The organism is Bacteroides sp. RTP31139st1_H2_RTP31139_211217 (assembly GCF_040227615.1).
Taxonomy (GTDB): Bacteria; Bacteroidota; Bacteroidia; order Bacteroidales; family Bacteroidaceae; genus Bacteroides; species Bacteroides uniformis.
This window is the reverse complement of the sequence record NZ_JBCNZM010000005.1, coordinates 41,190-60,777: the sequence shown is the minus strand read 5'-3', so window position 1 is coordinate 60,777 and position 19,588 is coordinate 41,190. Positions and strand designations below refer to the sequence as shown.

The following is a 19,588-nucleotide window of genomic DNA, read 5'->3' as shown; positions in this document are numbered from 1 at the left end:
AACACCGGGCAAGCGTTTATGTCTTTATTTATAAATCTTCAAGCGCTTTCCTGCGGAGATTCTGGTACTGCGCAATCCATTCCAACTTTTTAACTGATTGACAGTGACGCCGTATTTCCGTGCAATGCTGCCGAGATTCTCGCCACTGCGTATCTTGTGGTAGGTGACATTCCCCGTAGCGGTACTGCCTTTGCTGCTACGTGCCGTCGAGCGTGTATTGGAAACGGCCACGACTCTGCGGTTCTTGAACAGCTCGTTACTGCGGTGGGCATAGATGGTGTCTTGCTTGTCAATGAAGGCACTGATGTAGTTGATGGGGAGGCGTAGCGTCTGCGGCTTGCTCTCTCCGGGGATGATGCTTTTCTTGAATTGGGGATTTAGGCTCTTTATCTGGTCCAGGCTGATGCCGCATAGGTCGGAAATCTGCTCGAAATGAAGGTTACGGCTTACTTGCACCGTATCGGTTGCTTCCGGAATGTCGGTTTCCATGGGGCAGATGTTGTGCTTGCAGTAGTAGGTCATTACGTAGTTGGCGGCAATGAAGGCGGGCACGTAGCCGCGTGTCTCTTTGGGCAGATAGTTGTAGATTTCCCAATAATCGGTTTTCCCTCCCGAGCGGCGGATGGCTTTGTTGATGGTGCCCGGACCGCAGTTGTAGGCGGCAATCACCAGGTTCCAGTCTTTGTAAATGTCATACATGTCCTTCAGGTAGCGTGCTGCCGCCCAGGTCGCCTTTATCGGGTCACGGCGTTCGTCTACGAGGCTGTTGCTTTCCAGTCCGTATATCTTTCCGGTGGCGAGCATAAACTGCCATAGTCCGCAGGCTCCCGCGCGGGATACGGCAGAAGGGTTGAGAGCGGATTCTATGATGGGCAGGTATTTCAGCTCGAGCGGCAGGCCGTAGGCATCCAGCGCTTCTTCGAAGATGGGCATATAGAAGTTGCAGGCGCTCAGCATGAAGGCAACCTGGTTGCGCAGACGTCCGGCATACATGTCGATGAACTTGCGCACAATCTCGTTGTATGGCATTTCCATGACGGTCGGCATGCGCGACAACCGGTCTATGTATACAGAGTCACTGAACATCGGGTTTACGGTAGAGGTGCTGCAGTCTTTTCCCAAGTCTATGTAATTCTTGGCTTTCCAGTCATTGAGCAGGCTGTCCAGCGGATAGGTCATGCTTTTGGGCAGCTCGATGGATTCCTGGCGTTCCGTGCCGTTTTCGCGGATAAGCACTTCCACGCTTTCTTGCGCATGCATGGCCGGAGCGGTGAAGAGGGCGCAAAACAGAAGCGAGGAACCGAGAATAATTCTTTTCATATATATGGCCTTGTGTGTCATTAGGTAATAATTTATGCTTTAATTTTCGTTTTTAGAATCGGAAACTGCATTGCACGCCGACGTTCTTATTCGAGGAACCAGTCATCTGGCTGTTGATTATGGCAGGTTCCACTTTCATGCTGAGGTCGGGGGTGATGTCAAAGTTGGACAGCTCTGCGTCTACGTATGCGTCGACAACGGACAGCAGGTATACACCGATAAAGGCGAAGATGCTCAAGTCGCGGTATCGTCGGAAGGTATCCTTACGCTTCCGTAGTGTCTCCGTCAGCTGGCTTTCGGTATAGTTATAGTTGGGAGGCAGCAGGTCGGTAATGGTACTGGAGTTGAAATTACCATTTACGGCATCCTTGTAGGCGGCCGAATAGTCCTTATACATCTTGCTGTTCCACGTAAGGGCATAGGCACAACCGGCAAATCCTCCATAGAAGATGGGCAGTTTCCAATACTTGCGGTTGTAAATTTGTCCACCGCCGGGAATGACGAGGGCAAGCCAGGTGGCTTTTGTGGGATTAGGTACCCACCTTTTGGGGTCGATGGCCTTTTGCAGACTGTCTGTAGGCACGGGCTGTTCCTTCAGGTCGGGGCTGGCAGTCATTTCCAGCATCTTCCGCTTGTTTTCGGCTGCAAGACTGTCGGCAACAGTGAGGCTGTCCCGGTTCACCACGGTGTTGAGTGTATCGGTCTGATGCCGCTGCGCACGCTTGGAAGCGGCACGTGGACGGTCCTGACCATACATAGCAATCCCTGCCATCTGTAAAAAACAGAGCAGCAGGGCAATGGCTAACTGATATATTCTTCCTTTTTTCCTCATTTATTTCTTCAGCGTATCAAGAATGCCGATGATACGTTCCAATTCTTCTTCGTTATTGAACGGGATACTGATTTTACCTTTTCCTTTCTCCGAGCAGGTTAGCTGCACCTTGGTACTGAAAAAGCCCGAGAGCTGTTGTTTCAGCATATTGAATTCTTCGGGCAGTTTGGCGCGCTTGGGGGCAATCTTACGACCACCGCTCTTCACGCTTTCGCCTTCACTCAGTGACTTTACGATTTCTTCCACTTTGCGTACGGAATACCCGTGCTCCAGGATTTCTTCGAAAATCTTCACTTGCAGTTTGGGATCGCCAAGCGTTACCAAAGCGCGGGCATGTCCCATGTCTATCTGCTTGTTCTGCAGTCCCATCTGGACGGGGGCGGGCAGTTTGAGCAGGCGCAGGTAGTTGGCAATGGTGGTACGCTTCTTACCAACGCGTTCGCTGAGGCGTTCCTGCGTCAGTCCGTATTGTTCCAACAGATGCTGGTAAGCGAGGGCTATTTCTACGGAGTTCAAGTCTTCGCGCTGTATGTTTTCGATGAGCGCCATTTCCATGACGTTCTCGTCATCTGCAGTGCGGATATAGGCAGGGATGCTTGTCAGTCCGGCAAGCTGCGAAGCACGGAAACGACGCTCGCCGGCGATAATCTGGTATTCGTCGTCGCTAAGCTTGCGCAGGGTGATGGGCTGTATGATGCCGATTTCGGAGATGGAATCGGCTAACTCCTGCAACGCAACCGGGTCGAATTCATGACGGGGCTGGTTGGGATTGACCGTAATCTTCGACAGCTCTATCTCATTGATAGAGGAGGAGCCTTCGGTCTTTACTTCATCCATGGAGAAGAGGGCGTCTAGCCCGCGTCCTAATGCATTTCTTTGTGCCATCTGTTTATTTACTATTTGACGATTTACAATTTAACCATACGGGATGATTTGTTTGTGCATTGTAAATATGGTATTTATCACTAATCATTAATCACTAACCACTATAATCACTTCTTTTCGTTTCTGCTTATCAATTCCTTGGCAAGTGCCATGTGGTTTTTGGCTCCGGTTGAGTCTGCGTCATAGAGAATGGTGGGCAGGCCGTAGCTGGGAGCTTCGCTCAGTTTCACATTGCGCTGGATGACGGTGTTGAATACCAATTCCTGGAAGTGGCGTTTCACTTCATCGTAAATCTGGTTGGCCTGGCGCAGGCGCGAGTCGTACATCGTCAGCAGGAAGCCTTCGATTTCGAGGGCAGGGTTCAGCTTGGACTTGATGATTTTAATGGTATTCAGCAATTTGCTGATGCCTTCCAGTGCAAAATATTCCGCTTGTACGGGGATGATTACCGAATCGGCGGCAGTCAGTGCGTTGACCGTAATCAGACCCAAAGACGGGGAACAGTCTATCAAGATATAATCAAACTCATTCTTCAGCGGAGCGAGTACTTCTTTCAGTATCTTTTCGCGGTTTTTCAGATTGAGCATCTCTATTTCGGCACCTACCAGATTGATGTGGGAGGAGATTACCTTCAGTGTGTCTATCTCCGTGTCATGAAGGGCCTCGCGTACGTCTGCACGGTCAATAATGCACTCGTAGATAGTACATTCCGACCGCTTGATGTCCACACCCAATCCTGAGGAGGCATTGGCCTGCGGGTCGGCATCTACAACGAGCACTTTCTTTTCAAGCGTGGCGAGTGAGGCTGCGAGGTTGATTGTCGTCGTAGTCTTGCCTACACCACCCTTTTGGTTAGCCATAGCAATTATTTTTCCCATAATCTCAATATTTATTGGCAGCGAAATAAGTGATAATTCCGGATAGCGCCTACAAATTTGGAGAAAGATTGCAAAAACGGTTGATAAGTCGGCTGTTTTGTTAATAACTCACAGACGTTTACCGCTGTTTTTCTTCTTGTAAATTGCGCGTAAAGCGTTCTTTCTCTGTTTAGTGGGCAAATATACGTATTTATCTTGAAATGAAGCTGATTTTTTGTCTCGCTTGCAGAAGATTAAGATTTGTAAACCAATGGAAGACATTGGCTTGGACTATTCTCTCTACTTGCATGAGATGTACATCTCGTGTTGTTTGAAACGTGCATCTCATGTTGCTCGAGATGTACATCTCATGCAGATGGACTACCGTGTGGAAGATGGTCGGGGGATAAGTTGTTCCCGGGCAGAAGGAGAGGAGCTGGTGTCAGACCAAGGCTTTGACGAACTCCCAGCAGAAGTACGCACTCATCACACATTTCACTACTGTGCCCAGCAAGAATCCAAGCAGCGAGCCCAGCCCCGATTTCAAGGCCTGGTCTGTCTTGCTGCCTCCCATCAGTTCGCCGGCAAAGGCTCCGAGAAAGGGGCCGAGGATGATGCCCCAAGGCATGAAGAACAACCCTACGATGGTGCCTATGAGGCAGCCGCGCGTTCCCCACCGACTGCCTCCGCTGTATTTGCTGCCCAGCATCGGGACGAAATAATCCAGTATCTGTACAAGGACGACTGCTGCCAGCCATAAAAGTAACTGCGTGGTGGAAAACTGCGCCTTGTCCGTGAAATGTAGAAGCAACAAGCCTGCATAGGCTACGGGCGGTCCCGGAATCATAGGCAGGATGCAGCCTGCCAATCCGACAATCAGGCAGAGGATGCCCAAGATGATGAGAAGAATGTCCATAGGTGTATCGTTTCTGTTGGTGAAGATGACAGCGGTTGTTCCCTGCTACTCGAATCGGTTGTATATGACAATGGGGCGGGAGCGGCGTGTGCTCATCGACGGGAACCATATATCGTCGGCTGTGAGGCCGCATTGCTTGATGGCTTCGGCGCAGTATTCCAGTCGTCCGAAGTCGGCATCGACATTGTTTGTACCGAATGTGAGTTTGATTCCACGTGCTTTGGCGCGACGGATAATCTCGAAACTGGGAATCCGGTAGCGTGCATTGATTTCCAGAGCGATTCCATGTTGTTGCAATACATTCAATACGCGTTCAATGCGTCCGTCCGTCCAGTACTTGTCGTAATCATGCGCCATAGTATCGGGCAAGAAGGTAGGGTTGGCATAAATGTCGGCTGGCTCGTTGGTCAGAATCAGGACTGTTTGGTCGACAAGGTGGTCCATATACTGTTCAAGCGTAATGTCATCAAAGAGTGCTTCTTCGGCCCGGTAGATGCGCGAATTACGTCCCTTGTGGTCTATGATGGTCATGGCGTCGGTAAACAGGTAATCGAAAATCCCCAAAGCTTCCTGCGAGAAAGTTGCCGTCCATTTGCGTCCCTCACCTTGTACACCGCACAGGAATGGCATCCCTTTTACTTCATTAAAATAGTCGTACACTTCTTTGTCATCGGCCAGCATACGTCCTACGCCTCCTTCTCCGGCATTGGGGGCGACACCATAGTTGATACCGTAATTCATGGACATGGCGTGTGCCATTTCCTTCGTCAGCCCTCCTTTCAAGTGAACGTGATAGTCTATAACTGGGAAATCGTGCTGCTGTAGCCTGATTATCTCATCCGTGCGCTCGTCTACCGGAGCAAGCGTGTCGGCTTCGTTGCGTGCCTCCTTGGCAAGCCGTTCGATGGCGAGATTCCGGAATGACACTTCGCCGTGTATGCCTTGCAGGGCAATGGAACCTTGACTCAGCAGTTGCCGGGCGTGCTCCTCTGTGCGATATGGGTGTCCGGGTTCGGTATAACAAACAACTTCGGTTCCGTTAATGCAGACAATGATGTTTTGTCCGCGTACGGTTATCTCGAAGTCAAACCATTCTCCATCTTTTGCGAGTGAGCGATAGAGGTTGCGCACCGAGGCGAGTGAGCCGCTCTTGCGTGTGCCGTCGATGTCTCCGTTACGGAATATCACTTCATAACCGGACTCGCCGTCCGTATGAAAGAGGAGGCCTGCTTCGGAGCCGGGTTGTGTGAGGGCTTCTCCGGTGAGTCGGAAATTTTGGTATTCTTTGTCGTTGAAGAGCTTCCGGCCTTCTGCAATGACCGGGTCTGCCGTGTGAAGCGTAGATGTCCCGTCATTCCATTGGTCAAGTGGCTCGGGAGAACTGCTCCTGCCACAGCTTGTCAGGGTTGTTAGAAACAGAATAATTGCGGCAGCTGCCGTCTCGATGCGTGCAGCAATGGTAGAATGGCAAGAAGTGTTCATTATAGCATGGATTTTATGAATGATTATATTCCAATTATTGTCGGTACAAAGTTAGCCTTTTCTGAAAATATCTTTGAATACAAAAGAATTATTATCTTTGTAGTATTCTGTTTAAAGCCTTTTTAGCTACTTTTGCACGATAATAAAAAAGAAAGTTATGGAAAATCAGAGACCTTTGATATTGATTTCCAATGATGACGGCATCATTGCGAAAGGTATTAGCGAGTTAATCAAATTCCTCCGTCCGCTGGGCGAGATTGTGGTAATGGCGCCGGATGCACCTCGCTCTGGAAGTGCGTGTGCGCTGACTGTAACGGAACCTATCCACTACCAGTTGGTCCGTAAGGATGTTGGGCTGACGGTATACAAGTGTTCCGGTACGCCGACCGATTGTGTGAAGCTGGCTTTTCATACGGTGCTCGACCGCAAGCCCGACTTGGTGGTAGGCGGCATCAACCACGGCGACAATTCTTCTGTAAACCTGCATTATTCCGGTACGATGGGCGTTGTGATAGAGGGATGCCTGAAAGGAGTGCCTTCCATCGGATTCTCCCTTTGCAACCATGAGCCGAACGCTGATTTTGAACCTGCAGGTCCTTACATCCGCGAGATAGCCCGGCTGGTATTGGAGAAAGGACTCCCTCCGTTGACATGCCTCAATGTCAACTTCCCCGATACCAAAGAATTGAAGGGTGTGAAGATTTGCGAACAAACCAAGGGGCAATGGACCAATGAATGGGAAAACTTTGCCCATAGAGGAGATGCCCATTACTACTGGCTGACCGGCGAGTTTGAGAACAACGATGCCGAAAATGAGAAGAATGACCATTGGGCGCTTGATAACGGTTATGTGGCAATCACCCCGACCACGGTGGATGCAACGGCATACGGCTTGATTGATGAACTGAAAGCATGGTTCTGAATTAATTGACAATTATCAATTGATATGAAGTATTACTTGATTGTCGGTGAAGCTTCCGGCGACCTGCATGCCTCCCATCTGATGGCTGCATTGAAGGAGGAGGACTCGCAAGCGGAGTTCCGTTTCTTCGGAGGCGACCTCATGGCTGCAGTGGGCGGTGTGATGGTGAAGCATTACAAAGAGTTGGCGTATATGGGGTTCATTCCCGTACTGCTGCATCTGCGCACCATCTTTGCCAATATGAAGCGCTGCAAGGAGGACATTGTTACGTGGCAGCCGGATGTGCTGATTTTGGTGGACTATCCGGGCTTTAATCTGGATATAGCCAAGTTTGTCCATGCCAACACAAGGATTCCTGTCTTTTATTATATTTCTCCCAAGATTTGGGCATGGAAGGAATACCGCATCAAGAATATTAAACGGGATGTGGATGAGCTGTTCTCCATCCTACCGTTCGAGGTGGAGTTTTTTGAAGGGAAGCACGGGTATCCGATACATTATGTCGGCAATCCGACAGTGGATGAAGTGACGGCTTTTCTTGCTTCCAGCTCAGAGACATTCGACGACTTTGTCCGGGCAAACGGACTTTCGGCCAAACCCGTTATTGCTCTGCTGGCTGGTAGCCGCAAGCAGGAAATCAAGGACAATCTGCCCGACATGCTTCGTGCGGCAGCTTCTTTTCCCGATTATCAACTGGTGCTGGCCGGTGCTCCGGGTATTTCCCCCGAGTATTACAAACGTTATGTGGGTGGGGTGGATGTGAAGATTATCTTCAACAAGACATTCCCTTTGTTGAGGCAGGCAGAGGCTGCACTGGTCACTTCGGGGACGGCAACGCTGGAAACAGCTCTGTTTCGTGTGCCGCAAGCGGTATGTTACCATACTCCGATAGGGAAGGTTATCGCTTTCCTGAAACGGCATATACTGAAAGTGAAGTACATTTCCCTGGTCAATCTCATAGCCAACCGGGAGGTGGTGAAAGAGCTGGTTGCAGATACCATGACGGTAGAGCAGGTACGCTCGGAGCTGAACCGCATTTTGTACGATAAGGAATACCGCCGTCAGATGCTCGAGGGATATGAGTATATGGCATCCTGTCTGGGAGAGGCAGGGGCACCCAAACATGCTGCCCGCGAGATGGTGGCATTACTGAGGAGGAGGGAAGAATAATCGAAAAATTAAGAATTTGTTAAAATGGGAAAAGCCGGTGCAGTAAATGCCCGGCTTTTGTATTTTCTATACAGAAACAAATGAAAAGGACTTTGATTATGAAAAAGCTACATTGGTTATTTATGGCAATATGTTTGGCAGTGATGCCCGCTTTGCAATCATGTGATGATAACGACGGATATTCTTTGGGTGATTTTACCCCGCCTTTGTGGGCCACTGTGCGTGTTACGGGAAATGCCTTTTATTTAAACTGCGATGTTTGGGGGACGCTCTGGCCGGTGAATACGGACATGGGGTGGTATGATGCCGTGGATGGGCAGCGTGTGATTACCGTGTTCAATCCTTTGTGGGACGACTATGCAGGATATGATCATGCTGTGAAGCTGCTGCGTCTGCAGAACGTTTTGACGAAAGAGGTGGAGACGCTGACTCCCGAAACCGAAGAGGAATTCGGTAATGACCCCGTGCGTATATATAAAGGTGATATTACCATCAGTGGTGGCTATATGAACATTTTTTTCATGCAGAATCTGCCATCTTCGACTGATAATAAACACCGTATCAGCCTGGTGCGTCCGCAAGAAGATGATACTTTGTATGGCGAAGATGGATACGTCCATTTGGAACTCCGCTATAACGACTATGATGACCTGACGGGACGTCGTAGTCCTGGTGCTGTCTCCTATAACTTGAACAGTCTGGACATCCCCTCTGAAACCAAAGGCATCAAGTTGAAACTCAATTCAGAAGAGAATGGAGAGGTGGAAGTAACCTTTGATTTGAAAACTGTGGGGAGTAATGAAAAGCTGACTACTAATGTGGATTTGTCCAATATGCAGTTGAAGTAAGAAAGAGTTTGCGAGAGTATATAGTTAGAAAGAGCACCCGGGATTTTGATGTCATTCATCTTGCCCGGGTGCTCTTTTTATATCTGTTTTATGTAAGTTTGGTCATGTGAACTGTCGTTAGAACATCGTCAAGGCATATAGATAAACGACTGCTGCGGGAATTGCCATCAGGGCACTGTCGAAACGGTCGAGCATTCCTCCATGCCCCGGCAGAATGTTACCGGAATCCTTGATGCCCAATTGGCGTTTCATGAGTGATTCGGTCAGATCGCCCCAAGTGCCGAAAATGACGACAACGATTGCCAGACCTACCCATTGCCATCCTGGCATAAAAGGAAAGAAATGTGCAAAGCCAAGAGAGGAAGCGATGGAGAATATTCCGCCGCCGATGCTGCCCTCCCAGGATTTTTTAGGTGAGATACGTTCGAACAGACGGTGTTTGCCTATCAGCGAACCTACGCAATAGGCACCTGTATCGCTCAACCAGATAAATACGAAAATGGAAAGCGGTAGAATAGGGTTGTAGGTCACACTGCTCGTTTCCGGGGAATTCTGAAAAGCAAGTACGTTCAGCAGGGCAAAGGGGAGTGCCACGTACAATTGGCTTAGCATGGAGTAGGCCCAGTTACCCGTCGGATTCTTTTTCTTGAGGTAAAGTTCCGTAATCATCATGTAGAGCAATAGTCCCAAATAAGGAAGGAATACTCGTGCTCCTACAGACTGCTGGGTACAGAAACTCATCAACGCAAGGAAAAGGTAGGCTCCCCCCAATGCAGTGATGGTCTTGTTTATGCTTACTTCGCCGCTCTTGCTGACTAATTGGGCAAACTCATGTACGCTCAGTGCGCTGATAATGGTGAACAGTATACCGAACGAAAGGGGGCTGTAAAGAATACAGCCCACCAATACTATGACGAATAACACGCCGGTAACGGCACGTTGGATAAAGTTATTTTTCATGCTTTTCTTCTTCCTTAACTTCCTTTTCTGCTTCTATGGCTTTTTGCTCTTCTTCTTGCTCCGCTTTTTTCAGCTCGGCAGCAGTCTTGTTTGCACTGATTTCTTCCGAACGGGAAGCCCATGGACGTTTCCCAAAGATGTGTTCAACGTCTTCGGCAAAGATTACTTCTTTGTCAATCAGCAGTTGTGCCAGCCGGTTGTGCCCTTCTTGGTTTTCGGACAATATTTTCTTGGCACGTTCGTACTGTTCATTAACCATCTGCTTCACTTCTTCGTCAATCAATTCCGCAGTCTTTTCGCTATACGGGCGGTTGAAGGAATATTCCTCATTATTATAATAGCAGAGGTTGGGTAGTTTTTCGCTCATACCTAGATAGGCAATCATACCGTACGCCTGCTTGGTCACGCGTTCCAAGTCATTCATGGCTCCGGTGGATATTCTACCTAAGAATAGGTCTTCGGCGGCACGTCCTCCCAAGGTGGCACACATCTCATCGAGCATCTGTTCCTTGGTGGTAATTTGCCGTTCTTCCGGCAGATACCAAGCCGCGCCCAAAGCACGTCCACGGGGTACAATGGTTACTTTAATCAGTGGATTGGCGTATTCCAGTAACCAGGAGATACTGGCATGGCCGGCTTCGTGTATGGCAATGGAACGGCGTTCGGCCTCGGTAGTGATTTTGGTTTTCTTTTCCAACCCACCCACAATACGGTCTACGGCGTCCAGAAAGTCTTGCTTTCCGACGAACTTCTTGCCGTGGCGGGCGGCTATCAAAGCTGCTTCGTTACATACATTGGCAATGTCTGCCCCCGAGAATCCGGGAGTCTGGCGTGCCAGAAGGTCTACATCCACACTATTGTCTATCTTGATGGGGCGCAGGTGTACACCGAATACTTCCTTACGCTCATTAAGGTCGGGTAGGTCTACATGTATCTGGCGGTCAAAACGTCCGGCGCGTAGCAATGCCTTATCCAAAACGTCCACACGGTTGGTGGCGGCTAAGATGATAACACCACTATTGGAGCCGAAACCGTCCATCTCGGTCAGTAACTGGTTCAATGTGTTCTCGCGCTCGTCGTTGCCGCCCATAGCTGCCGCTTTGGCACGCGCACGTCCTACAGCGTCAATCTCGTCGATGAACACGATACAAGGCGCTTTTTCCTTTGCTTGGCGGAACAAATCGCGGACACGGGAAGCTCCCACGCCGACAAACATTTCCACAAAGTCGGAACCTGCCAAAGAGAAGAAAGGTACGTTGGCTTCTCCGGCCACGGCCTTTGCAAGCAGGGTCTTTCCGGTTCCCGGAGGGCCTACCAGCAAGGCGCCCTTGGGTATCTTACCTCCCAAATCGGTATATTTCTGGGGCTCTTTCAAGAACTCGACAATTTCTTCTACCTCTTGCTTGGCTTCAGCAAGTCCTGCCACATCCTTGAATGTAATCTTGATGGGGGAACCTTTTTCAAACAATTGGGCCTTGGACTTTCCTACGCTGAAGATGCCTCCACCTCCACCCATGCCTCCACCACCGCTCATGCGGCGGGACATGAAAATCCAGAAACCGATAAGGAATGCAAAGGGGAGAATCTGCCACAAAATGGCACCGAAGTAGTTCCGCTTTTTTTCGTAGTTAATGGAGCCGTCAAAGTGGGCGTCGTCTCTTTCCTTTTGCAGGAAATTACCTAGGCTCTCGCGTGAGGGGGCCTCGGTCGTAATAAGCGGATTCTTGCCTACGCGGCTGGAGTCCTGACGAAATACGTTTCCTACGTGCTGGGGTTTGACGTATGCTTCGACGGAATTGTCGTCGTAGCCGATGACTTTGCTTATATAACCGTCTCGTACATATTGCTGGAATTCATCATAAGAGATGTTTTTAGTTGCCGTACCATTTTCATTGGTCAGGTACAACCCCAGCAACATCATCGCTATAATCATATACAGCCAGTTCAGGTTGAACTTGGGCATATTCACTTTATTGGGTTTCTTGTTGGTATTATTGTCCATACGTTTTGATTAATCGAGGTCAGGAATTTGAGTTAATTTGGCGTCTGCCCATAGGTGCTCCAGATTGTAGAATTCCCTTGTTTCAGGCAGGAAGACATGCACCAATATGTCCGAGTAGTCCATAGCTACCCATTCGGCATTGCGCAGCCCGTCTACGGCAAAGGGCTTGGTATCGGCACCCTTGCGTGTGAAGTCCCTGATGGATTCTACAATGGCTGTCACTTGGCTGGGAGAGTTTCCTTGGCAGATGACGAAATAATTGCATATTGTATCGTCGATTTTTGTCAGATCTGCGATGACGATTTTTTTTCCTTTTTTATCTTGAATACCTTCTGTTATCTGTTGAATCAGTTTCTTCGTTTCGTTCATTATACATTATTATATTAAAACAGTTGACAAATATACGTTGATTTCTCATATCAAACACGCAAAAGAGGAAAACTCTTTCAATTTTTGATTTTTTTTAGTTATATAATCCTTTGGATTACGGTATCTTATCAGTTTTTTGCGAAAAAAACACTCGTTTTTGTTTTGATTTATAGAAATCTTTGTATCTTTGCAACCGCAAAACGGAAATAATAACAATTGGGCTATGGTGTAATGGTAACACTACAGATTCTGGTCCTGTCATTCCTGGTTCGAATCCAGGTAGCCCAACGAACTCTTATTTAAGTCAAAAAACCACTAAAATCGCAAGTTTTAGTGGTTTTTTGTTGCTTTTCGACCATGTACGAAAATTTCAGTGTAGGCATTCGGTGGCAAATTCAGTGACAGGGCTTCTGTAAGCCGGAAATATTCTGTAAATTTGTAGCATTTCAACATTAAAGCAGAATTTTATGGCAAAAGAATTAGCACTGAAGTACGGCTGTAACCCTAACCAGAAGCCGGCTCGCATTTTCATGCAGGAGGGGGAGTTACCTATTGAGGTTTTGAATGGACGTCCGGGGTATATTAATTTTATGGATGCCTTGAATGGATGGCAGTTGGTAAAGGAACTGAAAGAGGCGACCGGTATGCCTGCTGCAACTTCATTCAAGCACGTCAGTCCGGCGGGTGCCGCCATCGGCTTGGAACTCAACGAGACAATGAAGAAGATTTATTTTGTGGATAATCTTCCGCTCTCTCCGCTTGCTTGCGCATATGTGCGTGCCCGCGGTGCCGACCGTATGTCTTCCTATGGTGACTTTATCGCTTTGAGTGATGTGTGCGACGAGGCTACTGCACGTTTTATTAACCGCGAGGTCTCGGATGGCGTTATTGCTCCGGGGTATACGGACGAAGCACTGGCTATCTTGAGGGAAAAGCGTAAAGGAACTTACAATGTGATTCAGATAAGTCCCGGCTATAAGCCTGCCCCGATTGAACATAAGGATGTCTTTGGTATCACGTTTGAGCAGGGACGTAATGAGATAAAGCTGAATGGAGATGAACTCTTTGCGAATATTCCTACTCGGAATAAGAATTTCCCGGAAGCAGCGAAACGTGATTTGATGATAGCCCTTATCACTTTGAAATATACGCAGTCGAATTCTGTATGCTATGTGAAGGACGGTCAGGCTATCGGTATTGGTGCCGGCCAGCAGAGCCGTATCCACTGTACTCGCTTGGCGGGCAACAAGGCCGACATTTGGTATTTACGCCAGCATCCGAAGGTGTTGAATTTGCCATGGGTAGAGAAAATCCGCCGTGCCGACCGTGATAATACGATTGATGTCTATATCAGTGAAGACCATGACGATGTGCTGGCTAACGGTGTTTGGCAGCAGTTCTTTACGGAGAAACCTGAAGTGCTGACCCGTGAAGAAAAACGGGCTTGGTTGGATACATTGAAAGGTGTTTCTTTGGGTTCGGATGCATTCTTCCCTTTTGGAGACAATATTGAGCGTGCCCATAAGAGTGGAGTAGATTACATTGCCCAAGCGGGTGGTTCTGTACGCGATGACCATGTGATTGAAACTTGCGATAAATATGGCATTGCCATGTCGTTCACGGGTATCCGTCTGTTCCATCATTGATAAGGGGTATAAAAGTAGGCCCGCCCCCACGGCTGCATAGCTGTAGGGGCGGGTTCCTTTTTTATTAAGTCTTATCTTGTTACGTTATCCTTGGTTTTTGATGTTCTCGTCCACCACTTTTATCTTTTCTTTCACAAGCTCGATGTCTGCTTTCAGCTTTTCCACCTTGCGGTTGATTTCTGTCAGCAGACTATTTCCCTTCTTGGAAGAAGTGGTCAGGAAGCCGAGATTGTTTTCATATGTCTGGAGCTCGTTCTTCATATTGTCGAAGGCACGTACCAGCTTCTCACGTTCCCGGTAAAGGGCTTGTGGACTACCTTCCTGAATGGAGCTGATAGTCGACTTGAAATTGCTTAGCTTCTTGTTGGAGGCACTGATGTTGAAGCGTTCAAACAATTTGTCTATCTGACTATGGTATTGCTTATAGATTCGGTCTTTCTCTTTGAAAGGTACATGTCCTACGCCGTTCCACTCTTTCATGAGGTCGCGTACCAATTGGGTAGCTCCCTCCGTATCCATTTGGTCATCAATAGCATTCAGTTTCTCGATGATGTTTTTTTTCTTTTCCAGATTTTCCTGCTCTACGCTGCGCTGTGAAGAAGTGGCTTTGTTCTTTTGTTCGAAGAAGTAGTCACAAGCGGAGATGAAACGTTTCCATACGGCATCCGAATATTTCTTTGCTACCGGACCGATGGTTTTCCATTCTTTCTGAAGTTTGGTCAGTTCATCGGCAGTTACTTTCCAGTCGGTACTGTCCTTAAGAGCTTCTGCTTTTTCGCACAAGGCACGCTTCTTTTCCAGGTTTTCGTTCATACCTTCCTTCAGGGTCTTGAAGAACTCTCCCTTTTTACGGAAGAACTCGTCGCACGCTTTGCGGAAACGTTCGAAAATCTTCACGTTCATTTTTTGCGGAGCGAAACCGATGGTCTTCCATTTGTTTTGAAGTGCGATGACTTCTTGCGTTTTGCTCTCCCAAGAAGCAAAGTTTGTCAGTTCTTTGTAGTCGATGGCTTCTATGATTTCGCAAATTACGGTCTTTTGGTCAAGATTGTGTTGTTCCACTTCCTTCAATGCTTCGAAATGTTGCTGGTGACGTCGATTTACGGTTGTAGAGGCAGCTTTGAAACGTGCCCAGATTTCGTCGCGTAGTTCCTTGGCTACCGGCCCTGTATCACGAAATTCTTGATGTAGCTTCTGTAACTGATGGAAAGCTGAAACTACATCCGCTTCATCTGCCAGCTTTTCGGCAGCTTCACAGAGATGTGTCTTGATTTCCAAATTCTTCTTGAAATCGTATTCGCGGAATTCATTGTTCAGTTTCAGAAGGTCATAGAATTTCTCAACATACAATTGGTAGTTTTTCCAAAGCTCGTTGACCTTAGCTTGCGGAACGAGTTTAACTTCATTCCATTGCTGCTGTAGTTTCTTGAACTCCGTATAGCTCTTGTTGGCGTCATCTGGAGATTCAACCAGCTCCTTCAGCTCTTCGATGATGGAAAGCTTTACCTGCAGGTTCATTTCCTTTTGCTTCTCCAGTTCGGCTGTGAGTGCACTTCTTTTTTCTTTGATGACGGACATGATATTCTTGAACTCTTCTTCCACACTGTCTGTTTGTGGAACAAAGTTCTCCGCGGCGCCTCCGTTTTCAATGAACAGTTTTCTGGCCGCATCCTGCTCAGCATTGTGCAGCTTGTAGAAAGATTGCTTCAAACCGTCTATTTCAGGTTTTGCCACGTTCTCCACGTCTGCAACCACCTCTTTGAGTTTGGCAAGTATTTCCTCTTTCGTGAGCTTCTGAACTGGCTCTACCGGCTTTTCCGAAACGATTTCTTCAGCGGGAGTTTCTGTTGTTGCCGGTTCAGAAACCTCTGCTGCCTTCTTTTCTTCTTCTAATTCCACCGGCTTTTCGGGGAGATTAGTGTCATGAGTGTCCGTCATTGTATTTACTTTTTTAGAAACGGGTTCCTCCCGTTCGGGTTACATTAGGCTACAAATTAATGAAATAAAATGATTACTTCATACAATTTGCCTTGATTTTTTTCTATTTTCTTGTTTTTATGACAGTAAGACAGTGATACCCATGTACAGCATCATGCCTATAATGTCATTGGTAATGGAGATAAACGGGCCGGTGGCAATGGCCGGGTCAACCTTCAGTTTCTCTAAAGTCATGGGGACTAGCGTTCCGAAGATGGAGGCGAACATGACGACTGCAAAGAGGCTGATGGAGACGGAATAAGTGACCGTAGCCGTAGCTCCGAACCGGATAAAATTATAGATGTATACCAGCAGGGAGATGATGGTGGCATTGATGACCGCCACTACTGCTTCCTTGGCTACCTGCTTGAAGGTGTCTTTGGCATCCAGTGAGCTGTTGGCAAGGCCTTGCACGATGATGGCAGACGACTGGGTTCCCACGTTTCCCCCCGTACCACCAATCAACGGAATATAAAGGGCCATTTCCGGATGGGCGGCGAAAGTCGTGTCGAAGTTACCCAATATCATGGAGTTGCCTATACCACCTAACATACCGATAAGTAACCATGGAAGGCGGGCAGAAGTCTGGCGCATGACATTATCGTCCGTTTCTACATCTTGGGACAAACCGGATGCCAACTGGTAATCACGTTCCGACTGTTCGCGGACTTCGTCCATGACGTCGTCTACGGTAATCTGGCCTACCAGACGCCCGATACTGTCTACAACAGGAGCTGCCACCAAGTCATACTTTTCGATGATTTGTACCACTTCGTCAATGGGGGTATCTACATGGACGGAGATAGGATCTTTCCGCATCACATGCTTTACCTTGGAGACAGAAGGGGAAGTTATCATTTTCTTCAATGGGAATACCCCTTGCAGACGGTCTTCGTCGTCGATGACGTATACGTAGTAAATTTCATCCAGCTTTTCAGCTTGCAGGCGCATTTCCTTCAGGCACTCCGGCATACTCCAGTTTTCATTGACAGTCACCATTTCCGTACCCATCAAACCACCGGCAGTGTCTTCATCATATTTCAGCAGGTCAACGATGTCACCGGCTTGTTCTATATCTTCGATGTGCGAAAGTACTTCCTCCTGCTTGTCTTCATCAAGTTCGCGCATCAGGTCTACGGCATCGTCCGTGTCCATATAATCCACGAAACGCTTGGCAATGGTCTCCGAAGGAAGAAGTTCCAGGAATTCTTTCCGGATGTCTTCGTCCATTTCAACCAGTACGTCCGCTGCCGTTTCGTTGTCAAGGAGGCGGTAAACGAAGCGGGCTTCCTCCAAGCCGAGGTCATTGCACAGTTCTGCAATATCCGCCGGGTGAAGATCGGTCAAAAGTGTTTTGACGTTTTCCGCGTCTTTCTGTTCTATCAGGCTTTTGACTTTGTCTATGTATTCTTCGTCTATTTCCATGATTGTTCGTGTTTAATCACTAGCCATTAATCATTAATCGTTCTCAATGCCTGTTCCACTTGGTTGGTCAGCTGAATAAATTCCTGTACGGACAGTTGTTCCGGGCGTTTATTAAATAATACGTCCTCCGTCAGTGGACAGTCTTTGCCGAGTATCGGTTTTATGGAGTTCCGCAGAGTCTTGCGTCGTTGGTTGAACGTGGTTTTCACTACTTGCTTGAACAATTTCTCGTCGCAGCCTAAATCGTGCGTTTCATTGCGCATCATGCAGATGACGGCACTTTTAACTTTTGGGGGCGGGTTGAAGACATGTTCGTGTACCGTAAACAAGTACTCCACTTTGTACCATGCTTGTATCAGTACACTTAGGATTCCGTATGTCTTGCTGCCCGGCCCGGCGGCTATGCGCTCGGCTACTTCCTTTTGTATCATACCCGTACAGCAGGGAATCAGATCCTTATATTCCAGCATTTTGAAGAATATCTGGCTGGAGATATTATAAGGATAGTTTCCCGTCAGCACAAAAGGTTGCCCGCCAAACAACCGTTGCAGGTTCATTTTGAGGAAGTCGTCCTCAATAATGTTGTCTTCCAGTTGCGGATAGGCTTCCCGTAGGTAGGCCACTGACTCGTAGTCCAGTTCTACTACTTTGACGTTGCGTTCTTTGGGCAGAAGAAACTGGGTCAGTACTCCCATTCCCGGACCAACTTCGAGGATGGGAATTTCGGGACAGACATCTACCGTGTCGGCAATGTCTTGTGCCACTTTCAGGTCTTTCAGGAAGTGTTGCCCGAGGAACTTTTTAGGTTTAACTACTCTCATGTATCAACTAAATCATTACTTTTGCTCCGTAAACGTAGGCTGTAGTGTGAACAACAACCTATCTTTACACGGAGCAAAGGTAGTTCTTTTCAATGAAGAATGAAGAATGAAGAATGAAGAATTTGGGAATATCGTATGAATAAGCTGCTAAAAAAGACGTTGAAAATCATCTTACCCATTTTATTGGGTGGTTTTATCCTCTATTGGGTATATCGTGATTTTGACTTTTCAAAGGCAGAAGAAGTTCTCCTTCATCAGACGAACTGGTGGTGGATGTTGTTGTCCTTGTTCTTCGGTGTGATGAGCCATGTGTTACGAGGCTGGCGTTGGAAGCAGACTTTGGAGCCGCTGGATGCTCATCCCAAAACAAGCGATTGCGTTGATGCCATTTTTGTATCTTATGCCACCAATCTGGTACTGCCCCGTGTGGGAGAGGTTTCGCGTTGTGGAGTACTTGCCAAATATGATAATGTTTCCTTTGCAAAGTCCCTGGGGACGGTGGTGACGGAGCGGTTGGTAGATACGCTTTGCATTCTGCTGATTACGGGGATTACTTTTTTGGCGCAGATGCCTGTCTTTTTCCGTTTTTTCGAGGAGACGGGCACCAAGATTCCTTCGCTGGTGCATCTTGTGACTTCCCCTTGGTTTTATGTGGCTCTTTTTTCTATTATTGGTGTTTTGGTACTTCTCTATTTTCTGTTGCGTATGCTTTCTTTTTTTGAAAAGGTAAAGGGAGTAGTCTTGAATATATGGGAAGGTGTGATGTCGCTTAAGAATGTGAAGAATGTGCCTTTGTTTGTTCTTTACACTTTACTTATTTGGCTATGCTATTTCTATCATTTCTATATAACTTTCTATTGCTTCCAGTTTACGGAGCACCTTAGTTTCCTTGCCGGGCTGGTGATGTTTGTCGGCGGAACGTTTGCAGTCATTGTTCCCACGCCCAACGGGGCAGGACCCTGGCACTTTGCTGTCATCACTATGATGATGCTTTATGGGGTAAATGCTACGGATGCGGGTATATTTGCTCTGATAGTGCATGGCATACAGACGTTGCTGGTGATAGTGTTAGGCATCTACGGGTCGTTGCACCTGGCATTGGCGAATAGGGCAAAGAAATAGACGTTTCTTGTGGTGGGTTCCTATATTGTCACTT

The 19,588-nt window shown here is 47.8% G+C and carries 17 protein-coding genes and 1 tRNA gene; 6 read left to right on the top strand and 12 right to left on the bottom strand.

What is annotated here, in order from left to right; genetic code table 11:
* Positions 1–24: 24 nt before the first annotated feature.
* From ABUA47_RS01635 to ABUA47_RS01610, 6 genes are all read right to left on the bottom strand, one after another.
* On the bottom strand, positions 25–1,320 hold the full coding sequence (locus ABUA47_RS01635) for a lytic transglycosylase domain-containing protein (protein WP_200998832.1): 1,296 nt from the start codon (positions 1,318–1,320) through the stop codon (positions 25–27).
* Between the two features lie 52 nt (positions 1,321–1,372).
* On the bottom strand, positions 1,373–2,152 hold the full coding sequence (locus ABUA47_RS01630) for a DUF5683 domain-containing protein (RefSeq protein WP_005824056.1): 780 nt from the start codon (positions 2,150–2,152) through the stop codon (positions 1,373–1,375).
* Positions 2,153–3,037, bottom strand: a complete 885-nt coding sequence (locus tag ABUA47_RS01625; RefSeq protein ID WP_005824054.1) for a ParB/RepB/Spo0J family partition protein — start codon at positions 3,035–3,037, stop codon at positions 2,153–2,155.
* 107 nt (positions 3,038–3,144) lie between these two features.
* Positions 3,145–3,915 carry a ParA family protein gene (locus ABUA47_RS01620; RefSeq protein ID WP_035450195.1) on the bottom strand — a complete coding sequence of 257 codons (771 nt, stop codon included), beginning with the start codon at positions 3,913–3,915 and terminating at the stop codon, positions 3,145–3,147.
* 421 nt (positions 3,916–4,336) lie between these two features.
* A complete protein-coding gene (locus ABUA47_RS01615; RefSeq protein ID WP_035450190.1) occupies positions 4,337–4,810 on the bottom strand; it encodes a DUF456 domain-containing protein in 474 nt (157 codons plus the stop codon).
* Positions 4,811–4,855: 45 nt separating this feature from the next.
* A complete protein-coding gene (locus ABUA47_RS01610; RefSeq protein WP_035450189.1) occupies positions 4,856–6,292 on the bottom strand; it encodes a DUF1080 domain-containing protein in 1,437 nt (478 codons plus the stop codon).
* A 157-nt stretch (positions 6,293–6,449) separates the two neighbouring features.
* Here ABUA47_RS01610 and surE point away from each other — a divergent pair, with 157 nt between their 5' ends.
* From surE to ABUA47_RS01595, 3 genes are all read left to right on the top strand, one after another.
* Positions 6,450–7,214: a 5'/3'-nucleotidase SurE gene (surE, locus tag ABUA47_RS01605; protein ID WP_005824046.1), complete on the top strand. Its 765-nt coding sequence runs from the start codon at positions 6,450–6,452 to the stop codon at positions 7,212–7,214.
* 24 nt (positions 7,215–7,238) lie between these two features.
* A complete protein-coding gene (lpxB, locus tag ABUA47_RS01600; RefSeq protein WP_005835179.1) occupies positions 7,239–8,384 on the top strand; it encodes a lipid-A-disaccharide synthase in 1,146 nt (381 codons plus the stop codon).
* A gap of 98 nt (positions 8,385–8,482) precedes the next feature.
* The gene (locus ABUA47_RS01595; RefSeq protein WP_035450310.1) at positions 8,483–9,232 is read left to right on the top strand and encodes a NigD-like protein; all 750 of its coding nucleotides are present in this window, start codon (positions 8,483–8,485) and stop codon (positions 9,230–9,232) included.
* A gap of 117 nt (positions 9,233–9,349) precedes the next feature.
* On the opposite strand, the gene ABUA47_RS01590 is transcribed toward ABUA47_RS01595, so the two are convergent.
* Genes ABUA47_RS01590 through rsfS form a run of 3 tightly spaced genes read right to left on the bottom strand, consistent with a single transcriptional unit; the run spans position 9,350 to position 12,563 of the window.
* Positions 9,350–10,192 carry a phosphatidate cytidylyltransferase gene (locus tag ABUA47_RS01590; RefSeq protein WP_005824038.1) on the bottom strand — a complete coding sequence of 281 codons (843 nt, stop codon included), beginning with the start codon at positions 10,190–10,192 and terminating at the stop codon, positions 9,350–9,352.
* Positions 10,182–12,194: an ATP-dependent zinc metalloprotease FtsH gene (gene ftsH, locus ABUA47_RS01585; protein WP_035450188.1), complete on the bottom strand. Its 2,013-nt coding sequence runs from the start codon at positions 12,192–12,194 to the stop codon at positions 10,182–10,184. The genes ABUA47_RS01590 and ftsH overlap by 11 nt, the downstream gene beginning before the upstream one ends.
* Positions 12,195–12,203: 9 nt before the next feature.
* On the bottom strand, positions 12,204–12,563 hold the full coding sequence (gene rsfS / locus ABUA47_RS01580; RefSeq protein WP_005824036.1) for a ribosome silencing factor: 360 nt from the start codon (positions 12,561–12,563) through the stop codon (positions 12,204–12,206).
* Between the two features lie 217 nt (positions 12,564–12,780).
* Here rsfS and ABUA47_RS01575 point away from each other — a divergent pair.
* Together ABUA47_RS01575 and ABUA47_RS01570 are read left to right on the top strand one after the other, a co-directional pair.
* Positions 12,781–12,851: transfer RNA gene (locus ABUA47_RS01575), tRNA-Gln, on the top strand.
* 179 nt (positions 12,852–13,030) lie between these two features.
* Positions 13,031–14,209 (top strand): phosphoribosylaminoimidazolecarboxamide formyltransferase, encoded by a 1,179-nt coding sequence (locus tag ABUA47_RS01570; RefSeq protein WP_005824030.1) that lies wholly within the window; start codon positions 13,031–13,033, stop codon positions 14,207–14,209.
* Between the two features lie 84 nt (positions 14,210–14,293).
* Here ABUA47_RS01570 and ABUA47_RS01565 read toward each other — a convergent pair whose 3' ends face one another.
* From ABUA47_RS01565 to rsmA, 3 genes are all read right to left on the bottom strand, one after another.
* Positions 14,294–16,147: a DUF349 domain-containing protein gene (locus ABUA47_RS01565; RefSeq protein ID WP_022402314.1), complete on the bottom strand. Its 1,854-nt coding sequence runs from the start codon at positions 16,145–16,147 to the stop codon at positions 14,294–14,296.
* A gap of 117 nt (positions 16,148–16,264) precedes the next feature.
* Positions 16,265–17,611 carry a magnesium transporter gene (mgtE, locus tag ABUA47_RS01560; RefSeq protein ID WP_005824027.1) on the bottom strand — a complete coding sequence of 449 codons (1,347 nt, stop codon included), beginning with the start codon at positions 17,609–17,611 and terminating at the stop codon, positions 16,265–16,267.
* A gap of 26 nt (positions 17,612–17,637) precedes the next feature.
* The gene (rsmA, locus tag ABUA47_RS01555; protein ID WP_005824025.1) at positions 17,638–18,432 is read right to left on the bottom strand and encodes a 16S rRNA (adenine(1518)-N(6)/adenine(1519)-N(6))-dimethyltransferase RsmA; all 795 of its coding nucleotides are present in this window, start codon (positions 18,430–18,432) and stop codon (positions 17,638–17,640) included.
* Between the two features lie 135 nt (positions 18,433–18,567).
* Here rsmA and ABUA47_RS01550 point away from each other — a divergent pair, with 135 nt between their 5' ends.
* Positions 18,568–19,554 carry a lysylphosphatidylglycerol synthase transmembrane domain-containing protein gene (locus ABUA47_RS01550; RefSeq protein WP_005824021.1) on the top strand — a complete coding sequence of 329 codons (987 nt, stop codon included), beginning with the start codon at positions 18,568–18,570 and terminating at the stop codon, positions 19,552–19,554.
* Positions 19,555–19,588: the final 34 nt, after the last annotated feature.

Bases quoted from the DNA above. Each gene is read 5' to 3' on its own strand.
- ABUA47_RS01590 (WP_005824038.1), bottom strand. From the start codon at position 10,192: ATGAAAAATAACTTTATCCAACGTGCCGTTACCGGCGTGTTATTCGTC.
- ABUA47_RS01620 (WP_035450195.1), bottom strand. From the start codon at position 3,915: ATGGGAAAAATAATTGCTATGGCTAACCAAAAGGGTGGTGTAGGCAAG.
- surE (WP_005824046.1), top strand. From the start codon at position 6,450: ATGGAAAATCAGAGACCTTTGATATTGATTTCCAATGATGACGGCATC.
- ABUA47_RS01635 (WP_200998832.1), bottom strand. From the start codon at position 1,320: ATGAAAAGAATTATTCTCGGTTCCTCGCTTCTGTTTTGCGCCCTCTTC.
- ftsH (WP_035450188.1), bottom strand. From the start codon at position 12,194: ATGGACAATAATACCAACAAGAAACCCAATAAAGTGAATATGCCCAAG.
- ABUA47_RS01565 (WP_022402314.1), bottom strand. From the start codon at position 16,147: ATGACGGACACTCATGACACTAATCTCCCCGAAAAGCCGGTGGAATTA.
- mgtE (WP_005824027.1), bottom strand. From the start codon at position 17,611: ATGGAAATAGACGAAGAATACATAGACAAAGTCAAAAGCCTGATAGAA.
- ABUA47_RS01595 (WP_035450310.1), top strand. From the start codon at position 8,483: ATGAAAAAGCTACATTGGTTATTTATGGCAATATGTTTGGCAGTGATG.
- lpxB (WP_005835179.1), top strand. From the start codon at position 7,239: ATGAAGTATTACTTGATTGTCGGTGAAGCTTCCGGCGACCTGCATGCC.
- ABUA47_RS01610 (WP_035450189.1), bottom strand. From the start codon at position 6,292: ATGAACACTTCTTGCCATTCTACCATTGCTGCACGCATCGAGACGGCA.
- ABUA47_RS01630 (WP_005824056.1), bottom strand. From the start codon at position 2,152: ATGAGGAAAAAAGGAAGAATATATCAGTTAGCCATTGCCCTGCTGCTC.
- rsfS (WP_005824036.1), bottom strand. From the start codon at position 12,563: ATGAACGAAACGAAGAAACTGATTCAACAGATAACAGAAGGTATTCAA.
- ABUA47_RS01570 (WP_005824030.1), top strand. From the start codon at position 13,031: ATGGCAAAAGAATTAGCACTGAAGTACGGCTGTAACCCTAACCAGAAG.
- ABUA47_RS01615 (WP_035450190.1), bottom strand. From the start codon at position 4,810: ATGGACATTCTTCTCATCATCTTGGGCATCCTCTGCCTGATTGTCGGA.
- rsmA (WP_005824025.1), bottom strand. From the start codon at position 18,432: ATGAGAGTAGTTAAACCTAAAAAGTTCCTCGGGCAACACTTCCTGAAA.
- ABUA47_RS01550 (WP_005824021.1), top strand. From the start codon at position 18,568: ATGAATAAGCTGCTAAAAAAGACGTTGAAAATCATCTTACCCATTTTA.
- ABUA47_RS01625 (WP_005824054.1), bottom strand. From the start codon at position 3,037: ATGGCACAAAGAAATGCATTAGGACGCGGGCTAGACGCCCTCTTCTCC.